At 40.5% G+C, this 21,098-nt stretch carries 13 protein-coding genes and 1 pseudogene; 9 read left to right on the top strand and 5 right to left on the bottom strand.

The genetic code is table 11. The features are described 5' to 3' along the window. A partial coding sequence (locus tag RMX89_RS29330; RefSeq protein ID WP_322691403.1) for a restriction endonuclease occupies positions 1 to 592 on the top strand: 592 nt, incomplete at its 5' end. 83 nt (positions 593 to 675) lie between these two features. On the opposite strand, the gene mobF is transcribed toward RMX89_RS29330, so the two are convergent. After that, positions 676 to 7,179: a MobF family relaxase gene (gene mobF / locus RMX89_RS29325; protein ID WP_322691402.1), complete on the bottom strand. Its 6,504-nt coding sequence runs from the start codon at positions 7,177 to 7,179 to the stop codon at positions 676 to 678. 559 nt (positions 7,180 to 7,738) lie between these two features. On the opposite strand from mobF, the gene RMX89_RS29320 reads away from it, so the two are divergent. From RMX89_RS29320 to RMX89_RS29305, 4 genes are all read left to right on the top strand, one after another. After that, complete coding sequence (locus RMX89_RS29320) at positions 7,739 to 8,842, top strand: ParM/StbA family protein (protein WP_322691401.1); 1,104 nt, start codon at positions 7,739 to 7,741, stop codon at positions 8,840 to 8,842. Further along, on the top strand, positions 8,835 to 9,215 hold the full coding sequence (locus RMX89_RS29315) for a hypothetical protein (RefSeq protein ID WP_322691400.1): 381 nt from the start codon (positions 8,835 to 8,837) through the stop codon (positions 9,213 to 9,215). Before RMX89_RS29320 ends, RMX89_RS29315 begins: the two co-directional genes overlap by 8 nt. Positions 9,216 to 9,225: 10 nt before the next feature. Beyond that, positions 9,226 to 10,029, top strand: coding sequence for a hypothetical protein (locus tag RMX89_RS29310; RefSeq protein ID WP_322691399.1), 804 nt, complete (start codon positions 9,226 to 9,228; stop codon positions 10,027 to 10,029). Between the two features lie 444 nt (positions 10,030 to 10,473). After that, positions 10,474 to 10,875: a hypothetical protein gene (locus tag RMX89_RS29305; protein WP_322691398.1), complete on the top strand. Its 402-nt coding sequence runs from the start codon at positions 10,474 to 10,476 to the stop codon at positions 10,873 to 10,875. 221 nt (positions 10,876 to 11,096) lie between these two features. On the opposite strand, the gene RMX89_RS29300 is transcribed toward RMX89_RS29305, so the two are convergent. Then, positions 11,097 to 11,627, bottom strand: a complete 531-nt coding sequence (locus RMX89_RS29300) for a hypothetical protein (RefSeq protein WP_322691397.1) — start codon at positions 11,625 to 11,627, stop codon at positions 11,097 to 11,099. A 47-nt stretch (positions 11,628 to 11,674) separates the two neighbouring features. On the opposite strand from RMX89_RS29300, the gene RMX89_RS29295 reads away from it, so the two are divergent. Further along, entirely contained in the window at positions 11,675 to 16,459 is a 4,785-nt protein-coding gene (locus RMX89_RS29295; RefSeq protein WP_322691396.1) for a hypothetical protein, read from the top strand. Positions 16,460 to 16,541: 82 nt separating this feature from the next. After that, entirely contained in the window at positions 16,542 to 17,171 is a 630-nt protein-coding gene (locus tag RMX89_RS29290; RefSeq protein ID WP_322691395.1) for a Uma2 family endonuclease, read from the top strand. 180 nt (positions 17,172 to 17,351) lie between these two features. On the opposite strand, the gene RMX89_RS29285 is transcribed toward RMX89_RS29290, so the two are convergent. Beyond that, on the bottom strand, positions 17,352 to 18,269 hold the full coding sequence (locus tag RMX89_RS29285; protein WP_229474989.1) for a LysR family transcriptional regulator: 918 nt from the start codon (positions 18,267 to 18,269) through the stop codon (positions 17,352 to 17,354). An 84-nt stretch (positions 18,270 to 18,353) separates the two neighbouring features. Between RMX89_RS29285 and RMX89_RS29280 the strand changes: the two genes are divergently transcribed. Together RMX89_RS29280 and RMX89_RS29275 are read left to right on the top strand one after the other, a co-directional pair. Then, a complete protein-coding gene (locus RMX89_RS29280) occupies positions 18,354 to 19,100 on the top strand; it encodes an SDR family oxidoreductase (protein WP_322691394.1) in 747 nt (248 codons plus the stop codon). A 57-nt stretch (positions 19,101 to 19,157) separates the two neighbouring features. Beyond that, positions 19,158 to 19,817: an NADPH-dependent F420 reductase gene (locus RMX89_RS29275; protein ID WP_322691393.1), complete on the top strand. Its 660-nt coding sequence runs from the start codon at positions 19,158 to 19,160 to the stop codon at positions 19,815 to 19,817. Positions 19,818 to 20,204: 387 nt separating this feature from the next. Here the strand turns inward: RMX89_RS29275 and RMX89_RS29270 are convergent, their stop codons facing one another. Next, positions 20,205 to 20,495, bottom strand: coding sequence for a hypothetical protein (locus RMX89_RS29270; RefSeq protein ID WP_322691392.1), 291 nt, complete (start codon positions 20,493 to 20,495; stop codon positions 20,205 to 20,207). 5 nt (positions 20,496 to 20,500) lie between these two features. After that, positions 20,501 to 21,043: pseudogene (locus RMX89_RS29265) on the bottom strand (hypothetical protein); the annotation flags it as partial. Positions 21,044 to 21,098: the final 55 nt, after the last annotated feature.

Below are 21,098 nucleotides of genomic sequence, written 5' to 3'. Positions count from 1 at the left end.
ACCAACGCAAAAGGCTTTCTTAGCTAAAAATTTTAAGAAGCAATTACGACCAAGCCCAGCGCGAACACCAAGGATTAGATTACCTAAAAATCTTAAGAAACACTTTAATAATATTGAGTACGCTAGTCAAGTATTACTTGAGCTTCGTAGCATAACTCAATTAGCCAAATTGCCAGTAGTAATCGCTACGCTACGCAGGATATCGCCTTACGTTTTTGAAGAATTGGTACTCACTTGCTGCAAAAAACAGGGCTGGCAAATCCAACGCAACTTTCGGTACATCGGTGACGGCGGGATAGATGGTCGCGTGTTGATTTTGGGAAAGCTCTATGTAATCCAGGTTAAACGTTACGCTGATTACATTAGCCCAGAACACATCAAAGATTTCCTGTCCTGTATTGAAAGTGAAAGAGCTAGTGGTGGATTCTTCGTGCATACTGGCATAACTGGACAGTTATCAAAACAGTTGATTCGTCGCTCCGACAAAATAATCTTAGTGAGCGGTCAGAAACTGGTAAATTTTGTTTTAGGTGAGCAGTTGAAGATAATAGGGATAACAATACCAGTTAAATCAGTGAACAATTATCAGTGAATAGTAAACAGTGAATAGTGAACAACTAACCCATCAATTCATTGAAGGAAATATCTGATACCTGATACCTAATAACTGATAAGTTAGCGCCGGAACCGTAGATGCTCCTCGTTGTCATCTGGCGATGGCGAGTTGATTCCCAATCTTTTCATAATCGATGGTTTGTCATCTTTAATCAGTTGCCTAACGATATCCATTTTCTGCTCAAAACTCAAAGCTTTGGCATCAGTTGTAACACTCGTGAATAACTCGCTGACTTTTTTTCCTGTTACCTTTTCACCTTTAACATACTTACCTACTTCCATAACTACCTCTGCCAGTTGTTCACGAGCTAAACCTTGAATCATCTTTTTGAGGTGCAATTTAACTGACTCTTTTGATAATTCAGTTTCTACTTCTATATTTGTTGTGAGCCTTGAAGAGAGGGGCTGAACATTTTCTTCTTCATGATTTTGATGATCTTCCAAGTTTTCAATCAATTCAAGCACTTTTTGTAAGGCAGTAGTAAATTCGGTAAGAGTTTGAGATTGACTCATCCCTAGCAATTCTTTCAGTTTCGAGAGCGCTGATACAGTCTCATAACTTGCAACAGTTTCTTGAGAAACGTAGTCAGAAATAGCGTTAAGAGCTAAGTGTTCTGAAGCTCGATTTTTTTGGATCAAATCCCCTACTAATTCATTATCCAGTAGTTGCTGAAACTGGTTGAATATGGTTTTTCCCCCTTTTAGTTGCTGGCTGAATTGAGAGAGTTGTTTTATTATTTGTGGTAATGTTTCAGTAAGTATGGACTTAACTAATGACTGTTCTATACTTTGAGCAATTGATAAGATAGTTCTTTGTGAAGATAATTGTTGTTCAATTTGACTAATAGCTATTTCTAAGCCGTGGAATCTAGTTTTTCCTCCTTTTAGCTGCTGGTGATATTGAGAGACTTGCTTTATTAGTTGCGGTAAAGTTTCGGTGAAGGCAGACTCAACAGCCGAGTATTCGATATTTTCAATAATTGTATCTACAGTTTTTTGTGAATCCAGCCGTTGTTGAATTTGAGTAATAGCTACTCCTAAGCCATCAAAGGTGGTTCTTCCCTTATGCTGCTGGCAAGTTTTAGAGAGTTGTTCTATTAGTTGTGGTAACGTTTCAGTAATAATAGATTCAACTAATGACTGTTCTATATTTTGAGCAATTACGTCTACAGCCCTTTGTGAAGAAAGATATTGTATTTCATGCTCAATTCTTGTAGATATTTTATCAAATGCGGGTTTCAGAGCTTTTTGCTGTTGGCAAGTTTTAGAAAGTTGTTCTATTAGCCGTGGCAAAGTTTCAGCTAGGGCAGACTCAACTAATGACTGTTCTATGTTTTCAACAACTGATAAGACAGTTTTCTTTGTTGAAAGGTGCTGCTCAAATTGAGAAATTGCTGTTTCCAGGTCGTCGAATTTAGTTATTCTTCCTGATATATGCTGGTGATGTTGAGAGAGTTGGTCTATTAGTTGTGGTAACGTTTCACTTAAAGCAGACTCTACAGCCAACTGTTCAATATCCTCAGCAATTATATCGATAGTTTGTTGAAAATCAAGGCGTTGTGATAATGGCTCAATTGCTGTAAATATTTTGTCGAATGTGGCAATACCTTTTTTTAGCTGCTGTCTCAAAGGAGAAAATTGTTTTATTAGTTGCGGTAATGTTTCAGTAAGGGCAGAGGAGACAGCCGAGTATTCAACATTTTGAGTAATTGCGTCTATAACTCTTTGTGATGAAAGTCGTTGCTCAATTTTAGTAATGACTGCTTCTAAATCGTCAAATCTATTTCTGACTCCTTTTTGCTGCTGTCTCAAGGGAGAGAGTTGTTTTATTAACAGTGGTAAAGCAATACTTAGCGTAGATTCAACTAATGACTGCTCAATATTTTCAGCTATTGCCCAAACAGTTTTTTGTGAACTTGAAAGTTCTGACTGTTGAGCAATAGCTGTTCTATGAGCTAATTGCTGACTGCCTTTATCGAGTTGCTCTAGTAATTCTGGCAACAAAGTTATTAGCGTGGACTCAACTACTGACTGTTCAATAAAGTCAGAGATTACATCCACTGTTCTTTTTGATGAAATTTGTTGCTCAATTGAAGCAATCACTGTTCCAAAGTCATCTAATCTGGTTCTGGCTCCTAAGAAGTGCTGCTGATACCCGTACAGTTGTTCTGTTAATTGTGGTAACGTTTCAACTAAGGCATCATCAACCACTGACTGTTGAATATTCTCAGTAATTGCGTTTAGGAGTTGTTCGGTAGTTGGTCGTTCGGCGTTTCCATTTTGTTCAAAACTGACATCACTTGCTGCGCCGTCAATAATTGCTGAATCTTCTGGGTTAACTTGTCTTGAGAAGTTCGCTGCTCGTTGACCTCGAAGCCGACCATCTGTAGAGCTTGTGTTAATTCTTGCACTAATGGCTCCAAGTTGCTCGATTTCTTGGCATTCAATGTCTCGGCTAACTGCTGTAAGAACTCGCTCAACCTCTGTTGCTGGGCTACCTCTAAGCTCTGAATTTTCTCGGTGAGTTGAGAGTTTTTGATTTCTAACTGCTCGAAATTCTTGTTCAGTTTCCCGTGAGAGGTTAATAATTCCTCTATCTTCTCGGTTAAGAACTGTATCTGGGTTGGGTTGTTGTTGGTTGTCATGGGTTTGTCCTATTGGTTGATTTGGTGAGGTTTGTTGTAAAGAACTTTCTTTAAGCTGAAGTTTGGGTGGTTCTATTGCAGCAACTTTTGAGTGTTGATTGTGCTGTTGCCAGTCCCTTAACTTCATTGCTTGATGGCTCAATTTTTCGTAAGCCAGTGGCCCACTTGCGACTATGAAATCGTCAACACCTTTAGAAGGCCCTGGCAAGCTGACGACCTTGACCCTAGCTCCAGCTTTTTGTAATAATCTTCCAGTTACGGAAATATCTCGCTCAATATTGAGCTTCGTTTCCGGCTTGGTTTCGTAGTCAAAGCAGAATTTGATTTCTCGAGAAGGTGTGGCGAAAACTGCCAACTCTTCATGCAGGTAAGACTTGCCAATTTTCTTGCCAAACTCATCTTTGGGAGTTCGGTATCCCGCCGAAATCCCAGGTAGCCCAATGGCAGCATGACCCTGACTCAACAGACTAGCTGCTTTTTTAGCTCCTTCTGCGATCGCACACGGGATGTTGTGCTTCCAAACACAGTACCAAAATCCTGATTGGCGATCGCTATCACTGGGGTTCACCTTGTGTTTGGAGTAAATGCGTTCGGCAATATCGTCAGGGACATCTAGCAAGAAGATACTTAATTCAACTTTTGGGGGATGCTCATATTTAATGAATTTCCCTTCAATTATTTGCCCAGACTCATCTTTTTTGGGTCTTGGTTGATTTGGCTTGTAGCATCCCCATCGTTTAATCGGCGGTTTCTCACCTGGCTTTAAGTTAGTAAATGTTCGCGCATCAACTCCAGCATCACACCACCATCCACCAGCATCAAGATGAGAATATGCCTTTATAAAACCATCTGTTAGCCGTCCTGTATTTGTTCGATTCAGCTTTTCGCTGACCATGAGCCGTTCCCAGGCTTCATGCTCACCACCTGCATAGTTAAACTGAAGACTCTCAAAGTTCAACGCTGTAATATTGGGATGAATAGCACTTGATTCAAACTCTTGCCAGTGCTTTGGTTCAATAAAATTAGGTATTTTTTCAGTCTGATTGGGTGTCCAGAATGGTTCTGTTGGTACAGCAGTCTTTAATACTGGTTTTTCAAAAACAGGAGACTTTCTATCATCTCTATGTTTCTCTTTGAGAGCGGGTTTGGCTACAGTTTCTAAACTCGTCGTAACTAATGGGGCTGTCCGACTAACTGGTAAGGAGACTTGTTCAGTGATTGGTGGTTGAGCTTTCAGTACAGGCTCTGCTATTGCAACTTCAAGTTTGACTACTGGCTCATTAGCTCTTGGACTGACCGAGGCAGTTATCGCTTCTGATTGTGATTTTTGCTGTAGTTCCACTTTTAAGGAATTCATCAGCAATTCTAAGGCGTTATCTTTGGCTTTAGAGGAGTGGGCAAGCTCCAGTAACTCTGATTTGTCTTTAGTATAAAGTTTGACGTTATGCCTAGCTCGGCTAATTGCCACATAAAAACTTTCTTGTCCAATGGTGTAATCTGCTGCAATCAACGCTAAATCAGTAGTTTTACCTTGGCTGCTGTAGATTGTGCTGACTAACGCATAGTCTAAGTTTTGCGCCTGTTTGAGGTTGATAGTCTCAGTAATTTTGGTGTCTTTGTACTCAATTTGGGCAGAGTCTCCCTCAATCGCCGTGACTATAAACTCCTGCCCATTTCGCCTTTGTAATTGGCGGTCATTTTTCTTCCATTGCAAGCGATCGCCAACGGCAATCTCAATTTCATCACACTGGTAAACCGCTTTGTCAAAATTGGTATCTACTTCTAAATGTGTCCCCGCAGAGGTTCTTAATGTTAGTCGGTCAAGATCCTTGCTGACAACTTCATAGATTTGACCTTTCTCTAAACCCCGGCGCTTATAGTTGCGCGTCGGCATCACCACATCACCCAGTTCAAAGTTATGGGTGTAGCGCATCTGAACTAAAGTGAGATTTTTTGCTTGTAACTGGCTGATGTTTGCAGTCGCCCCTAAACTTCCTTCCTCTTTTAACTTGCCTCGAATTGCCTGGGTAAGTGCTAATTTTTCAACATTTGTGCCAGCAAGTACGAGTGTTCTTGCTCGTTGTTCTTTCGCTAATGCTATATAGTCAGCAGCAATTGTCTCTAGCTTCGTATCAGGTGATACCTCTAAAATACTCCCAATTGTCTCTAACTGCTTAAATCCCGCTTCTACTCTCCCGTCTGCCAAAAGGTCTACTGCGATCTTTAACTCTGGGTTTCGCTGCCTGTTCGACTGTGTTAAGTGCGCGGTCTGAATGCCAGCTTGTTGCAGAGATTTGAACGGGTTTCCCGCTTCCACAGCCGATAATTGCTTGGTATCGCCAACTAGTAATAGTCTTGCTCCAAGAAGTGTAGCTCTTTCTAAGAGGGCATGAGCATCTTTGGTACTAAGTAAACCTGCCTCATCTACAATCCAAATCTGGTTTGCTTCTACAACTTTAGCTGGTTCTCCTACCAATAAGCTGGCTACAGTCTCAGAATGTATGCCTAGTTCCTCACTCAGTACCTTTGCTGCCATTGATGAAGGGGCAAAACCTTTGACTGTATAGCCCTGGGCGAGTGCGATCGCGTTTAATTCTTTGAGGGCAAAAGTCTTACCCGCCCCGGCTACCCCTTGCCAGGCAATGAATTGGTCTGTTGTGGTTGCAGCTAGACTAACTGCTTGCCTCTGCCCAAGGTTTAGTGAGGTTTTCTCTAACTGCCTTTCAATTACTTCCTTTGAGCAGATAGGGTTTACTTTACTTTGTCCTGACTGCATCAATTCAATCGTTGCTAGTTCTCGCTTTACTGCCGCCCATGTTGTGTATTGCCGCTGCATTCCAGGCAGAGCAATTAACTCTTGATGTTGCTTGATCAATGGCTCAATTGCAGTCACATCAGTAAAAAGTCTTTCTCTTAGAATGAATTTCTCTAAATCCTCCTGCTTGAAGGCGACATTCCTCTCACTACAATGTGCGATTGCTTCCAGCACTGCGCTTCGCGCAATCGCGTCTACCAACGCATCTTCAATAGTTCGTTGTTCGAGAGAATCTTGTACATTACTGTTTGGCTCAAGAGGCTTAACAAAACTGATGCCTAGTGCAGCAGCTTCTTCCTTCCACAGTGATTTGAGTTCATCCTCGGAAATTTTCTGCTTGCGCTGCCGAGTAGTATCCCAGATTTTTTCGCGTTCTGCCCATGAAATTGATGCACCTGCTGCCGCAATGATTTGCTGCCGTCGTTTTGAGAATGCCTCCAAGTCCTGTTCCTTGAACCCCTTGATCTCAAATTGTCCATGTTGACGCGGCTCGACTTCATACCCCAACTTGATTACTTCTGCTGCCAAATAGCTTTGATATGCCATGCCCAGGAATTTCTTATTGGCGAATATCTCACTATTGACCAAACTCATCCACTTGCCGTCTGCTTGGGTTGTGTTCATGACTAAGCAGTGGGTATGGAAATGGGGGTCTAAGGAGCGACTTTCGATGTGGTCGAACTCTGCAACCACCAAGTTAGCTGTGTTTACTCTGTGACGAGAATCTCCTTGTGTGACTCTAGTTATGGCGTAACGTTGTTCCATCAACGTTAATACTTTTTTTAATGCCTGATGGTGCGCGGCAATTAATCTCTCATCTCCACCTACCAACGCCATTAGGCTCACACTCTTAGGCGCAGAGAATGTACAATCTAGCGCTGCCCTGCGTTCATCGGGCTTCAGTACCTTGGCATTAAGCTGCTCACGACCATTAGGCGATCGCCCTTCGATGACATTTTTAAACGCTTGCTGATTTTCAACTGCTCCTGACAATCCCAACTTCACAGCGCCTTCACCACTCCAGCGAGACTTCCCTTGGTGGTAGTAGTTCTTGATGAAGTAGTTCACCGCCATCTCTGAAGAGACGTTCGCAGCTGTTAGCATCGCTCACCTCTGCCATGAGATTTACATAACTTAACTCGACGACTATTGGACAACTCCCAAAAAATATTGAAGTCATTCTTGATCACCGTCATCAAACTCATTTTGGTTTGATGCCGAGTGAAAAGTTTTTGGTGAGACAATGACAGCAACAAATTTTTATTCACCAACTCTCATGCACTTAAATATAGCAAATTTCCGTCGAAAACTTTCCGCCAAATTTGGCGTACTGTGCGTCGTGTTTTGCTATTATTCATTTAGTAAAAGAATAATATCATTGTAATAGCATATCCTCCCAAAATGCTTGTATTCTAAGGAATTTTGCCAAAATTACGCCAGAGTTGCGCCATTTTATTGAGAAGAAAGCACTTGATTCTCAATAAAAATAATTTGTTGATAAATACTATTTAAAATTTCCGAGTTATGCTAGAGTTATGCCAGAGTTGTGCCAGATTTATATGAGTTTGAGGCTCTTGGTATCAAATTCCATAAATTTGCCATAATTGCGCTATTAACGAATTATGATTTGATGAAATGGTTGAGTAATTTTTGTTGAAAGTAGATGGCAGATTTAATAATCTCATTCGATCCGGGAGCATCGTTGAGTAGAGTTTTTTTTACTCTAGATTCAAGTAAGCCGGAGTTGCTTTTGATGGAACCCTACACAGCATTAATCCCGAAACAAAGCCTTTTAAGTTATGAGGAGGATGCGATTGGTGTATCTTCTCCAGAGAATTCAGCTTGGATTGAATACAATCAGCAATGCTGGGGTGTAGGATTAATTTGTCAGAGGTTTTTTGCAGATTTGAAGTTAGAGCAGCCAAAATTTGAGCTAGCGATTTATAAAACCTTGGCTGTTGTGGGTGCTATAGCCCAAAAGAAGTCGTTAGCCAACGGTGCGAGTATTCGTCTAGGCATCTTGTTTCCTTACGGAGAATACTCGGATCGCAAATTATTTGAGATATCGATTACAGGCGCTCTGCTCAACTTTAAATGGAGGGGTGAAAAACGCTCTTTCAAGCTAGTGGAGTTTGTTTGCCGCCCGGAAGGATTTGGATTGCTCTCAAGAGGGCGTACAACTACTCATAACTTGCGTTCGCGTAAAATAGCGGTGGTGATGATTGGCTATCGCAATGCCTCTATTTTGATTATGGATAAGGGTGCGATGACAAGTGGAGTTACAGAAGATTTAGGGTTTCATAAGTTAGTATCATCAGTACAGCGTCGGGTAGCTGGACAAAAATCTTTGACTCTTGCGGCTGCGATTAGTGCTGCTGGTTCCAAAATAAATCTCAAAGCCTTATTACCTTTAGTTCGAGTCGAAGATGCTTTGCTACAAGAATTAGAAATTCAATCAATCAAATCAGCAATCAGTATTGCTCGTGAAGAATATTGGGGAGTGCTTTCAAGTTATTTGCATCGTTATATTCCATCAGATATTGATGAGATTATCTTTGCTGGTGGAACTGCCCATTATTTCAAGAGTGAATTGAATCGATTATTTCCACGTCCAGAAAAAATTTCTTGTGATGCCTTGGAATATTTAGTACAGCAAGAATTTTTATCTGAGAGACCTAAATCAGATTTATCCTTTCGCTTAACTGATAACTACGGTTTTTTCTCTTATCTTTGCAAAAATTCTCAACAGGTTGCAAATCATGCCTGAGCAAGTTGATTTCCGTTTTCAGTTCAGTACTTCATCTCCTTATTTGCCCCTCTTAAAATATCTGAGTCCCAAAAATAAAACTCTTGAATTTCCGAGACAAAAGATGATTATCTGGGCAATCGCTGCCTTTTGGCATCCGATAGCTTGTCGGTGGTTAGGAGGGTTTTCAGAATTAGATTTAAAATCAAAGGCAAGAATTTCAATTTACCAACTGCAACAACAAATTATTTATTTAGCTCAAACTTTTAACTTGGAGCAAGAACTGGAGAATCATCTAATCGTTGCAAACCCTACCGACAAGGTTGATACACATTTGAGTTCTTCACCTACTCACGAAGATGATGATTGTTTACTAGAAAATGCCTTTAACTAGGAATAAATTTATGCCTTATAACAAAGAACTGCTACAACAAACATATTCACTCTCTGTAGAAGACGTTGATGCCACGTTGACAGCAAGTAATTTACCTATTGGCCAAGCTGATTACAGTGATGAAGAAATTCAGTCCCGTTTTGATGTGATCCGAGCGTTGATTCAACAGGGTAAAACCTATAAGCAAGCGGCAGCACACTTCCAAAGACAATCGAAAAAACGTGCCGATAAAACTGAATTTTCACCAATGAATATTCTGGAAATGTTAACTCACATCAAATCAGAGTACGGCATTGAGATAGAACTAACTGAAGCGATTGAGATTATCAGCGCTTGTGGACTATCTCCAAATCAGAAGGAGTATCGTCAGTTGGAGTGTGAGCGCTTTCTCGAAGCTTGCGACCTAATTAAGGAGCAAAATAAAACATATTTTGATGTAGCTGCTCACTTTGGCATAGTTCAACCCCAAGATGAGAGCCAGTTAATTGCTGAGTTTTTTGGTGAAGAAGCATCTGTTTCTGAAGAGGAATTGGTTAATTTAGTGGACAATATTACCCGAAAACGCGCTCAAAATATTCCCGGGCTAGTTAACCAAATGTATATCAAGAATGTACTCCGCGCACTTTCGGAAAACAAACAGGATATTAAGAATTTTTATTCTGGACTGGAACAACGTATATTGGAGCGCATTGAGGGAAAGTCCCCATTGAAAACTCTAATGGCGAATCACTATCTGATGAAGGATTTTCCGCTTTCTTCGCCCACGCCGATGCTATCGCCCAACGTGTCCGAGAATGGAACGAGTACCGATTAGAACAAGAAATTGCTCACCAGAAACGCACCATTGACATTCAGATTGAGAAAGCATCTAATGCCAAACTCTATTCAAAGCTCAAAAAGTCAAAAGAATGGATCAAAGTTCGTCAAGAACGCTTTGAAAAATTTAAAGAGTTTCTTTTTTGGCTCGGTGGTTGGATCGGTTCTGGTCGCTCAGGGATAATTACTTACTCCATTACCATTTCCGCAGTTGCTCTTGGTTCTGTGATGATTGGAATTAATACCCCCAGCACTATCCCCTGTCCTGATAATAAGAGCTACTGTTATCAATTGCGTATCAATAAGAATCAGGTAATCTTGCCTGAGCAAGCGAAGCAATTGTTGATAGAGTACGAACACTCTAAAAATAAACCTCATCGCCACCGTCACTAATTTTGTAAGCATTGAGAAATTTCTCTAATTACAACGTCTGAATCATATTATGTCCGAACTACAACAAATCAAACTTTGGGACGATTGGGATGATATCAACTTATCAACTCCAGAACGTCGCATTGAACGCTTAGAAATTCTGCTGTGTCAAAAAGTCTACAAAGGCGAGGACATATCTGAATGTCTGCAAGTTTTAGAGTACTTGAAAAATCGCACGACTCACCAAAAGTTAGAGTCTGTTTTCTTTAAGCAAGTTCAGTCTCAACTGACTTTCAACTTGTGGCAAATAATTGGTCAGGCTACCTTAATCTTTTTAGTCGCTATTCCTTGCTGTTTTGCGACGTATAAAATAGCTACTTCATCAATATCTAATAATTCTTCATCGGAATTATCTCTTAGCAAACAATTATCAAAAAACACCTTACCACACAGTAGAAAACATCATAGATAAACACAGTGACAGTGCGGTATATTTATTTACTGCACTGCGATTACTGACTATGATACTCCATCAGCAATCTCTAAAATCTTTCAAGTCAACGAAGTAAAAAGGCAGTTTATGAATATTTACTTTCATGCCCAAGGTGAGGCGATCGCTTTCTTTCACATATTCAGGTAAAATCACTGCATTTGATGGATAAAAACTTTCTTTACAGCGTAACCTGTCCTACTTTAATAAGAAGTGTTTTTATCAAAAGGCAAGCTCTCTTCCGGCTCAAAGTTCCGCAGGTCTTGCTCCATCTGCTGCCGACGTTGAACGTATGTTCTGCTGTCTTCAATCCTTCCTCTCATTTGCCATGCACCAAAATTAATACCTTGTTCTGCGTATTTAGCAGACACTTTGTTGTAACCATCAACTTCTATTTTCTTGCGACGTTCTTGTTCTTCCAGCGCACCTTCACTGATTCCAATTTTTCGAGCGTATTCTAAATATTCAGGTTTGAGAGAACCATCAGGGTTAAATTCCCTTTTCTCTTGTTCAGTGAAGAAATCATAAGCTGTATACACTGGCCACGGCTCTGGGTCAGTCTCGTCCAGGCGTTTCCACTCGTCATACCCTACTTTTACTCTACGAGCATAACTATCTATTGCTCCGGGATCTTCACCTTTAGATAACATTTCTTGTCGGGCTTCGTCTTTTAATGTCCCATCTGCATTGAATTCTTTTTTATGCATATTTATCCAACGCTTAATTCTTGACATATAAACCTCCCAAAATATTAACTAAGTTTCATTAACTTTTTAAACTCATGACACTGGAATTAAAACATTTTGACCCCAGGCTTAATCAATGGATTTATACAGATGACCGTAAAACTATTTTAACCGAAAAGCTCAGTAATACTTTACTAGAATCTTACTTCCCTGATAAAGAATTCTCATTTGGGCACTCAGATGAATACAGTACAGACGAAGATTTAAAGAATCATCCAGATGGACATATCTTACTATTATCTTCTAAAATTCGCTTACTTTATGGAGAAAAAGAATGCTTAGAAAAAATTCAAAAAATTTGTCCAGATAGTAAAGACCGTGGGGCTTATGGTTCGATATTTCTTGGAGCTTGTAAAAATGCGATTCATGAAAAGCTAAATATTCTAGTAGTAGATGATTCTACTGAAAAGGCTGGTGAAAATGGAGGGATATTATCAAATGATTTGGCATATAAACTAGTTGGCGATTGTTATGGACAGATTTCAACACAACTTTATGACTTGCTCACTTCAAGAGAATCACAGCAAGATAAAAGCTACCGTGTTATCCAGCATCGATTCGGCTGGAAGGAAGGAAATGGAGAAGATACTACTAAATACCGCTTTGGTAAAGGAACACTCCGACCATACAAACTAGATGAGATAAAGTACGCAGACTCAAATAATGAACCCAAAATCGATATAATTCTCCCTGTAAGTAGTTTCAAAGGAACAGATAAGGATAGACCAGCAGGGGCGACTAAACCTCAAATTAAGCCAGGATTATATCAGCAAAATATTTGGTTGGCTGAAAAAGGACAATCTCAGCAAGGCCAGATGTCTATCTCCCAACTCTTGGCATCTTTTCCCCAAGGAATTAAAGATTTTGCCGAAGAATTAGAGCTACAAGCTGAGAAACTAGCCTCTATTCAAGATGATCCTAGAATTGTTGCTGCTGACTATTGTGAAAAATACGAAAAACGCAAAGAATCATTGAACCAAGGTAAATTAAAAATAGGAGAAGTCACTAGCCTTGAACCAAATATTAAAAATTTAGGAACAAATGATGACTTAAATGCAGATGAGGAATTAGATGACGAGAGTACTAAAGATGACTTGTTCATGTACAAGCTCATCAAAGCTGACTTACTTGGTCATCAGCAGTTATTAGAAACGGAAAAAGTTAAACAGGAATTAAGTCGGTTTGTACAGAGCCAATGGCGAGATATCGCTTTGGGGAAAACGCTTACTTTTGACCGAGGGATGATTATTCCATCCAAGGAACTCAAAAATGGTGAAATTTGTGTCCCTTGGCTTGATGAGCAAGAAAAAGTTTTTAACTTCCGTTCTCCTTTTTTAAATTCTAATGGTTTGTGTGTTTCTAATAATAAATATGTTGAGGATCGACTAGGGCCAGACGGTGAACCCTTAGAAGGCATAATTGTAGTTAGTGACGAAGACCACAAGCGTATACAGCAGAGAATTGCACAGTTAGAAGCGCAAGGTATTGATGTTGGCGAAGTTGACCCAGCCGAAACCGAATCAGAACGCCAAGCACGAGATTTTGACGGTGACTGTATTGGTGTAGCACTAGCTAGTAACTACCCTAACTTAACAGCCGAAGCCGAGTACAGGAACCAACCCCAAAACGCCTATTCCCCTACAGTTAAGCTCAAAAAACAATCATTCTACGATCCTAAAACTGGAACCCAACCTGACTTTGAAAAAATCGCCATCCACATGAGCGATAGCATTAGTGTGGGAGTAATCAACAATCAAGTTACTGCACTGGAGGCATTAGAATCGGAAATTGAAGTACTTAAAACTTACGGTAATTTTGAGCAGAAATCAAATTATCTAGACCAAGTTTCTAACCATTACGAAACCCTGTTTGAGCAAGAACGCCAGAAAGAGCCAAAGTTAATTAGAGAGGAATACAAGCCTTATATGCAAAGGTTTGTTGAACTTGCTCATTCTGAAAGAACCCCAGAAAATATGCATCAAGCGATGGATCTTAACCGCTTGATGTACCGGAGTATGATTGAAGAAGGATGTTATCAAAACCAGATAGCGGTGGATTTATTCAAAAGTGCTAAAAAACCTGAAATGGAGAAAATCCGGGAAAACAGCCGCTACTTGTATCGTGATGTTAATTATATTAAAGATAAAAAGTCGCGTTCAGTTTATTTAAACACGGGGATAACACCAAAGGGCTACTCACCAGTAGAATTATTGATTAGCCAAACCAATAAATATTTCCAAGAATCACAGTTAGAATCGCGTCCCATAGTCCAGTTTAAAGACTTATTCAAAGGAGTAGAATTTACACCACAGCAGAAATTTGCAGCGATCGCCGCGAAGTACGAGTTCGATCTGAAATTCAACGCTGCGGTTCGGATGTCCCAACGGCGTGAAACTGAGAAAGGGCCATCTGCAATTCTGCAAACTTCACAAGGGGCGAAACTTGAAATTACCAATCTCACCCGTTACGGGCATCCCCTAATCTGGAAAGCCCAGACGCTGAACATTCGCCTAGATGAGATTAAATTCACAAACAGTGAACGCCCGCATAAATTATTAGCAGTTGCACAAATCAATGGTGAGATAGGTTCGGATAAGAAACCCGCCTACCGCAACCTGGGGACAGTTAGCCAACAATCTGTGACTGACCACAACCTCAAATCGGGGATGACCATGCAGGGAGCTAAACTCCTAGAACTAAAACCAGAACTTACTAGAAGCCAAACTAAATTACTTTTCGACAAGGCACAAGAGGCGGCTCTCACATTTTACGCTTCTATCCCAGAGTCAGAAAAACTTGCATCCGCCGCCGCAGCTTGGAACATCTGTGCATCCCGCCAGGATGAACTTGAAGTTGCAAGAAAAGAAAACGCAAACCCCCAAGCGATCGCTAAAAAAGTCTCCAATTTTGCTTTCGCTGCTTTCCCCAATGAGATTATCTCCCGCTTGGAGGAACTGCAATTTAGCGAACCGAAGTTAGTCACACTCAATAATGAAGCGAATCAATTTTTGGGTCGAGACTGGAATCCCACCGAAAAACACGCGATAGAAATTAGGGCTAGCCACCACCCACCGGGACACGAACGCCACGTTTCCAGATTGTTATTTGTACAGGACAGCGACGGCGAATATAAGGAATTCGCCATGCTCGAAACCAGGGCTGGAATGTTACCAATTGGCACAAAGGCGCAAGCTAATTTCATTGGCGTGGAACCTGCTACTGCTAAGGCCACTATTGGTTTACCTGGAAATGAACCCATTGAGATTACGATCCGCGAACTTAAAAACTTCTCTTATGCAGGACTTGTTTTTAACGCCGAACCCGTAAACTTAGAATTTGGCACTGTGCCGATTCCTGATAAAACAGTAAAAATAAAAATTGATGCTTTGACTTTGGGTGAGTTAGACAGTGATTCTATCCAACAGTTAAAACAAGTTGATTACCTAAAAAATGGTAATCCCCTAAAGTTAAAACTCACTTCTATCTCCGAAGCTGGAGATCAAGCTTTTGTGCTGGGTGAGTCCCCAAATGGGAATCTCCTCAAAATCAATAAAATCAACTTTTATGATTTTTCTGGTCAGTCATTCTCGGATCGAGATTACCGAAAACTGATTATCGAAACGCCACCCTTAAAAACCAGAGATGCCGTGTTTTTAAATGGTGAACCCTTGGGAGTGTTGCATTTTAAAAAAGACAAAGACGCGCTCAGACAGCTTGGACTACTCAAAACCGGACAACTTACACACGCCGACGCTATTATTCAAAGTAATTTTTCTGTTATTTGCGCTCAAATTGACCCTAATACCGTTGAATATCCTACTATTTGGACGAAGGAATTTCAGGCTTTTGGGACTCAATCAGTGAACCCTAAGCAACAAGAAATGATTGAGAGTAGTGCGAAAATTCTACATTATATTAAAGAGCGTCCTACTTTCTTATTTTCTACAGAATCAAACAAAAAACTTGAAATCATGGGCTTGGCTGTTGATAACCAGAAAGCTGAGACTGTGACTAAATGGTTAACTGCTCAAAAAGTTAAATGGGAGCAAGTACCAATAGAAGATGTTATCAGGGAAACTAAAAAAGGTCTAGCGGTATTTAACTTGGTTGATAGCTCCATCCCTTCTAAAACTTTGTCGAGCATGACCAAGAAATTTGGTGCTGTCATTGAATCTACTCTTGAGTATCAGCAAAAAGTTAGCTCCCTCGCCACGCGACCGCAGTTTTTGAAACCACCAGAACAAACAGCACAATCCCCACCTAACCAATCTATAACTCCATTACTCTCCACTAATCCTTCTACAACAGACATTATTAATAGTACAAAAACCGAACCTCTAGGTGTAGAGAAGTCCCCGACAGTTACTATTGATGACTTGAGAAATTGGTATAATGCCGCAGATAAGTTGGGGAAGTCGGAGAATTACAAAAAACGCATTGTAGAAGTGGCTAATGGGTTTAAAGCTGGTGAGCAATTATCAGCCGAAGCGTTGACAGTAATGAATCAAGATACATTTGAGCTTGAAGTCATCAGCCGACTGACTCAAATTGCTCAGAGAATTGGCATGGTTTTGGGACAATCTCGGCAAGATGGTTTCACTGAAGTTAAAGGCAAGGTTTATGACCTCAGCTTTAACACCGAGCGCAAAGATTTGACTATCCAACAGAAAAATGGAGATGTAGTTTTAGGTGTTCAATCAGGCAAAGTGCATACCTCACGAGTCACGCCTGAAATTATAAAAACTTTTGAAGGAGCTAACTCTCTTCTTGACAAGACTTACTCATCTTATCAAGCCCAGTCAAGAGAAATTCATAGATAATATAGGAGCAACACGATTTTGTGAGAATTATGCATTATAGGCAGTTCTTACAGTCGGAGTAAAAATAAATCCAGTAACTTTTATGAGTCAAACACAATCGGAACTGAAGCTACTGACCTTCGATGAATTTATCGAATGGTATCCAGAAAACTCAGAAGTACGTTACGAATTACATGATGGGGTGATTGTGGAGATGCCAAAGCCTAAAGGAGAGCATTCTGATTTAGCTGGTTTTTTGATTGAAGAATTACTGATCACAATTAGAGAGATGGGTAAACGCGGTATCTGGACTATACCCAAAGAATGCATTATTAAACCATACCGAGACAAATCAGGGTACGAACCGGATATTATTGTTTTAAATCAAGAAACTATCGACACTGAAACGCGCTGGAAAAAAGAATCAGTTATCCATAATGCTAGTTCGGTCAAACTAATAGTTGAAGTAGTGTCAACCAACTGGCAGGATGATTATTACGATAAGCTTCGTGACTATGAAGCTATGGGTATACCTGAATATTGGATTGTGGATTATGCAGCTTTGGGTGGACGTGTATTTATTGGTAGTCCCAAAGTTCCAACTATTTTTGTCTGTGAACTTATTGATGGTGAATATCAAATGACACCTTTTAGAGAAACAAACCTTATAGTGTCTCCTACTTTTTTGCAGTTGAATCTAACCGCACAACAAGTTTTTGACTCGGTGATTTAAACTTTTTAGAGTTCAAAAAATTGTCAATGCAAGATTTTTAAATCTTACAGCGCTTTCGGCTATTATGCAATATAGTTTTCTCCTTGCCCCTCTCCTATCATCGCTTTCAGCTTTTAGAATGAACCTCATAGCTGCCGGAAGTGCTGTATGTAATTAATGTTAAAAGACTTCTCTGATGTATTAAATTTCCTCACAAACGCTTATGAGCATCTGTCGTAACCAGCAATTGGCTTGATCCTGCTCTGTAAGTTTGCTCCATAGCATTGAAATCATCCACGGTTGAGTTTGTACTGGAAGTTCAAAAATTTCTAATGCATCTTGATATGCCAAGGGTGCTAGCAATCGTGATGGAACAGCAGCAATTAAATCAGTTGATGAAATGATTGCTGGTAGCACTAGTAAGTGAGGAGTTGTCAAAGCAACTCGACGCTGGAGGTTGTACTGGGCGAGCGCATTATCGATTTCACCAACTTCATCTTGCCTAAGAGTAAAAAGAGCATGAAGAAAATTAGCGAAGATTTCTGGTGTGATAACGTCCTCCAAGAGAATGGGATGTCCAACACGACAGATGCCGACAAAGTGTTCTGGAAATAATGGCATTTGTATTGTTTGTCTGGGTGGGTCTTGAAAAACACCCAAAGCTAGATCAATCTCTCGTCGCTCTAATAGTTCTCCAACAAAGTTTTTTGCAAAACTAATTAATCGAAAATTAATGCTTGGTGCAATTTGACGACAAATTTTTAGAAGCTTGGGCATGACAACATAGCTAGTGTAATCTGAACTGCCAATTGTAAAAGTACTTTTAGAAGTAGTAGAGTCAAATGTTTGGCTCGTTTCCAATGTCTGCCGAATTTGTTGCAGGGCAACTCTTATACCTTGAGCAACTTCCAGAGCCTTTGCTGTGGGTTGCATTTGCCTGCCAATTCGGATAAATAATTCATCTTGGAATAGTATGCGTAACCTAGCGAGTGCCGCACTCATCGCTGGTTGGCCTAAATACAATCGTGTTGCTGCTGCTGTAACACTCCTTTCTTCAAAAAGTGCTTCAAAGGCGACCAGAAGGTTCAGATCAATGGCAGACAAGTCTATTAATCCCATCGATTAAATATATTATTTCAATCAATTTGATTAATTTAAAACATTTCAGTAAAGTAAAACTGAAAGTTGTGAAAAGTTATTAAAATGACAAACCAGAAAAAGATTGCTGTAGTAACAGGTAGCAATCGTGGGTTAGGATATGCTATAGCTCGTAAATTGTCCAAAATTGGCATCCATGTTGTTCTAACAAGTCGTAACCAAACAGATGGTCTTGCTGTTAAAGAACAATTATCTAGTGAAGGACTTGATGTGAACTATCACACACTAGACGTTACGAGTGATTTGAATGTGGCAGAGTTTGTTCAATGGCTAAGAGAAGCCTACAGCAGGGTAGATATTTTGGTGAACAATGCCGGCATCAATCCTACAACCAAGCCAGAGGAATCTAGTTTATTGACAGTTCAACTAGAAACGATGCGCTCTACATTTGACACCAATGTTCTAGCACTCCTGAGAATTTCTCAAGCATTAATTCCGTTGATGAAGGTTCACAACTACGGTCGCATCGTCAATGTCTCAACCGAAATGGCATCTCTGGCGGCAATTAATAATGATTACTACCCAATAGCACCTTCCTATCGACTATCCAAACTAGGGGTGAACGGGTTAACTGCACTTCTGGCGAAGGAACTTCTTGGTGGTAATATTCTCGTTAATGCTTATTCTCCAGGTTGGATGAAAACCGATATGGGAGGAGAGAATGCGCCGTTTACAGCAGACCAAGGAGCCGAAACTGCTGTCTATTTAGCAACACTTCCAGATGGAGGAGCGCAAGGACAGTTTTTTGCACAGATGCGTCAGTTTGGCGGTCCCATAAAATTACAGTGGTAAATCTAGATGAAAAATAGTGCTTTTATTTCCATTGAACTGTATTAGGGAGAAATAGCAATGAAGGTCAGCTTTATCGGTTATGGCAGCATGGCAGAGTCTTTAAGCTCACGTTGGGTAGGAAAACACGAGCTATTTGTTGCAGGTCGAGATTCTAGCAAAGCACAGAGTTTGGCACATGAACTTGCTCAGGGGACAAAAGCTGGTTCCCCTGTAGAGGCAGCAGAGTTTGGTGAAGTCATTGTTTTAGCGACTCCTCACCAAGCAGTATTTGAAGCTATGGAAGCAGCTGGAGGAAGTGAAGCTTTTGCAAACAAGATTCTATTAGACATAAATAATCCTGTTGACCCCTCTAACGGTAATTACTTAACGCAAACTTATGATGGAGTATCACTATCAGAAGCGATCGCTGCTTATTCTCCCAAGGCTAAGGTAGTGAAGGCGTTCAATATGTGTCAGGCAAAAGTTTGGCAGATGGAGCAGCCTAATTTCGATGGTCGGCGGTTAGTAACGCTCTATTGCGGCGACGATACTGATGCGAAACGTCAAGTGGCTTCGCTGATTGAAGATGTTGGGAGTGAGCCAGTCGATTTGGGGGAGTTGAAGTATGCTCGATTGTTAGAGTCTGCGGCAGCAATTGTGATTAAGCTGCTATTTTCTGGTCGCGATCCTTACACTGTTCTTAACCTGATTCAACCAGAAGTCAAACCGATTTCTTGAAAAAAGCATATACAATTGCATGAAAGCACACACTTGCTGCGATATTTACCTACTTTTTGGGGCTGTTGAGTGACGCACTCCGACAATAGCCCAATTACAACAAGCTACTGGGGTTGAATGGCAAGCTTGAAAAGCGCAAATCCTTAATGTTGCAGGATGAGAGGGTGTAGGAGTTGCACGGTCAAGAATTAAAATCAAAGTAAAACATTTACTGGTGAATGTTTGCCCATGCCAAATACGTGCAATTACTGTTCCTACATCCCAATACCTGCAACCCCATACTCTTTCATCCAGGAAGATAGGAATTTACGCAAAACAAGTGTAAATTCCACTTACCACCCTTAAAGCTAATTCCCCTTCTTTAGCGTTGCCAACTTCCTGTGACGGTTACAAATCAAAATCAAGGCTGAATGTTTCTCCTGAAGAATCCTCTTCTTTCTCCTCTGGAAATGGAGTTTGAGTCCAAGACGTGAGTTGGTTTGATTGAGTATTAATCGGTGAGTCAGGTAAAAGTTGTGCAGGTAATCCAGCCTTGATGAAAACAAAATAGCAATCAACTATAAAGTAAAGCGTGTCCAGGTAGCTTTTATCTAGTTTTTGCGATTCTGCAAATATGCGCTCTCGGTAATTATCTTTGAGGCGAACTTTTTCCGGTGCTAAATCTTTTTTATCTGCCATTGGGATCATTTAAGAGATGTAGTAGTTGGATTCTTGCTGGTGATGGCTTTTGCCATCTCTAAAAGCCCAGAGACATTGGCTTCTACCGGATTGTCCAGGATTTTGAAGCCGTTTTTCTCCAACAGCTTCTTAAATCCTGGTAAGAGGCAACCTCCACCAATCGCCCAGATTTCATCCCCCTGGTGCTTGGCATCAAGCGTCAGATTCACCACTTTCTTCAAGTATTTTTCATACCAATCTTTTAAACAAGCAGTGTATACATCTTTGATATCGATGTCACGACTGTACTTGGTATGCCCCATTTCCAAACAAAATCGGATTTTGGAAGGATCTCCGATTTTTCCGCCATTTAAATGTTTCATTTTTTGGGAGATATCATCGATAAGAACTTCTACACCGATGGGGTAAGCAGTGTGAACTTCTCGCTGACCCCGATTGTAACGAGAATACAAAGTCGTACCATTGCCAAAGTCTAAAATGGTTAATTTTTTGGGTAGTGGATGCCCAAATAATGCACCCATCCCCTCTAGTACAACTTTGATGACTTCGTGCGAATCGTTGGCTAGAAACTAAGACCCACAAGAGTCTAGAGGATTAGCCGCA

Source organism: Nostoc sp. DedSLP04 (genome assembly GCF_034530775.1).
Lineage (GTDB): Bacteria > Cyanobacteriota > Cyanobacteriia > Cyanobacteriales > Nostocaceae > Nostoc.
This window is presented reverse-complemented; position numbering and strand designations above follow the sequence as displayed.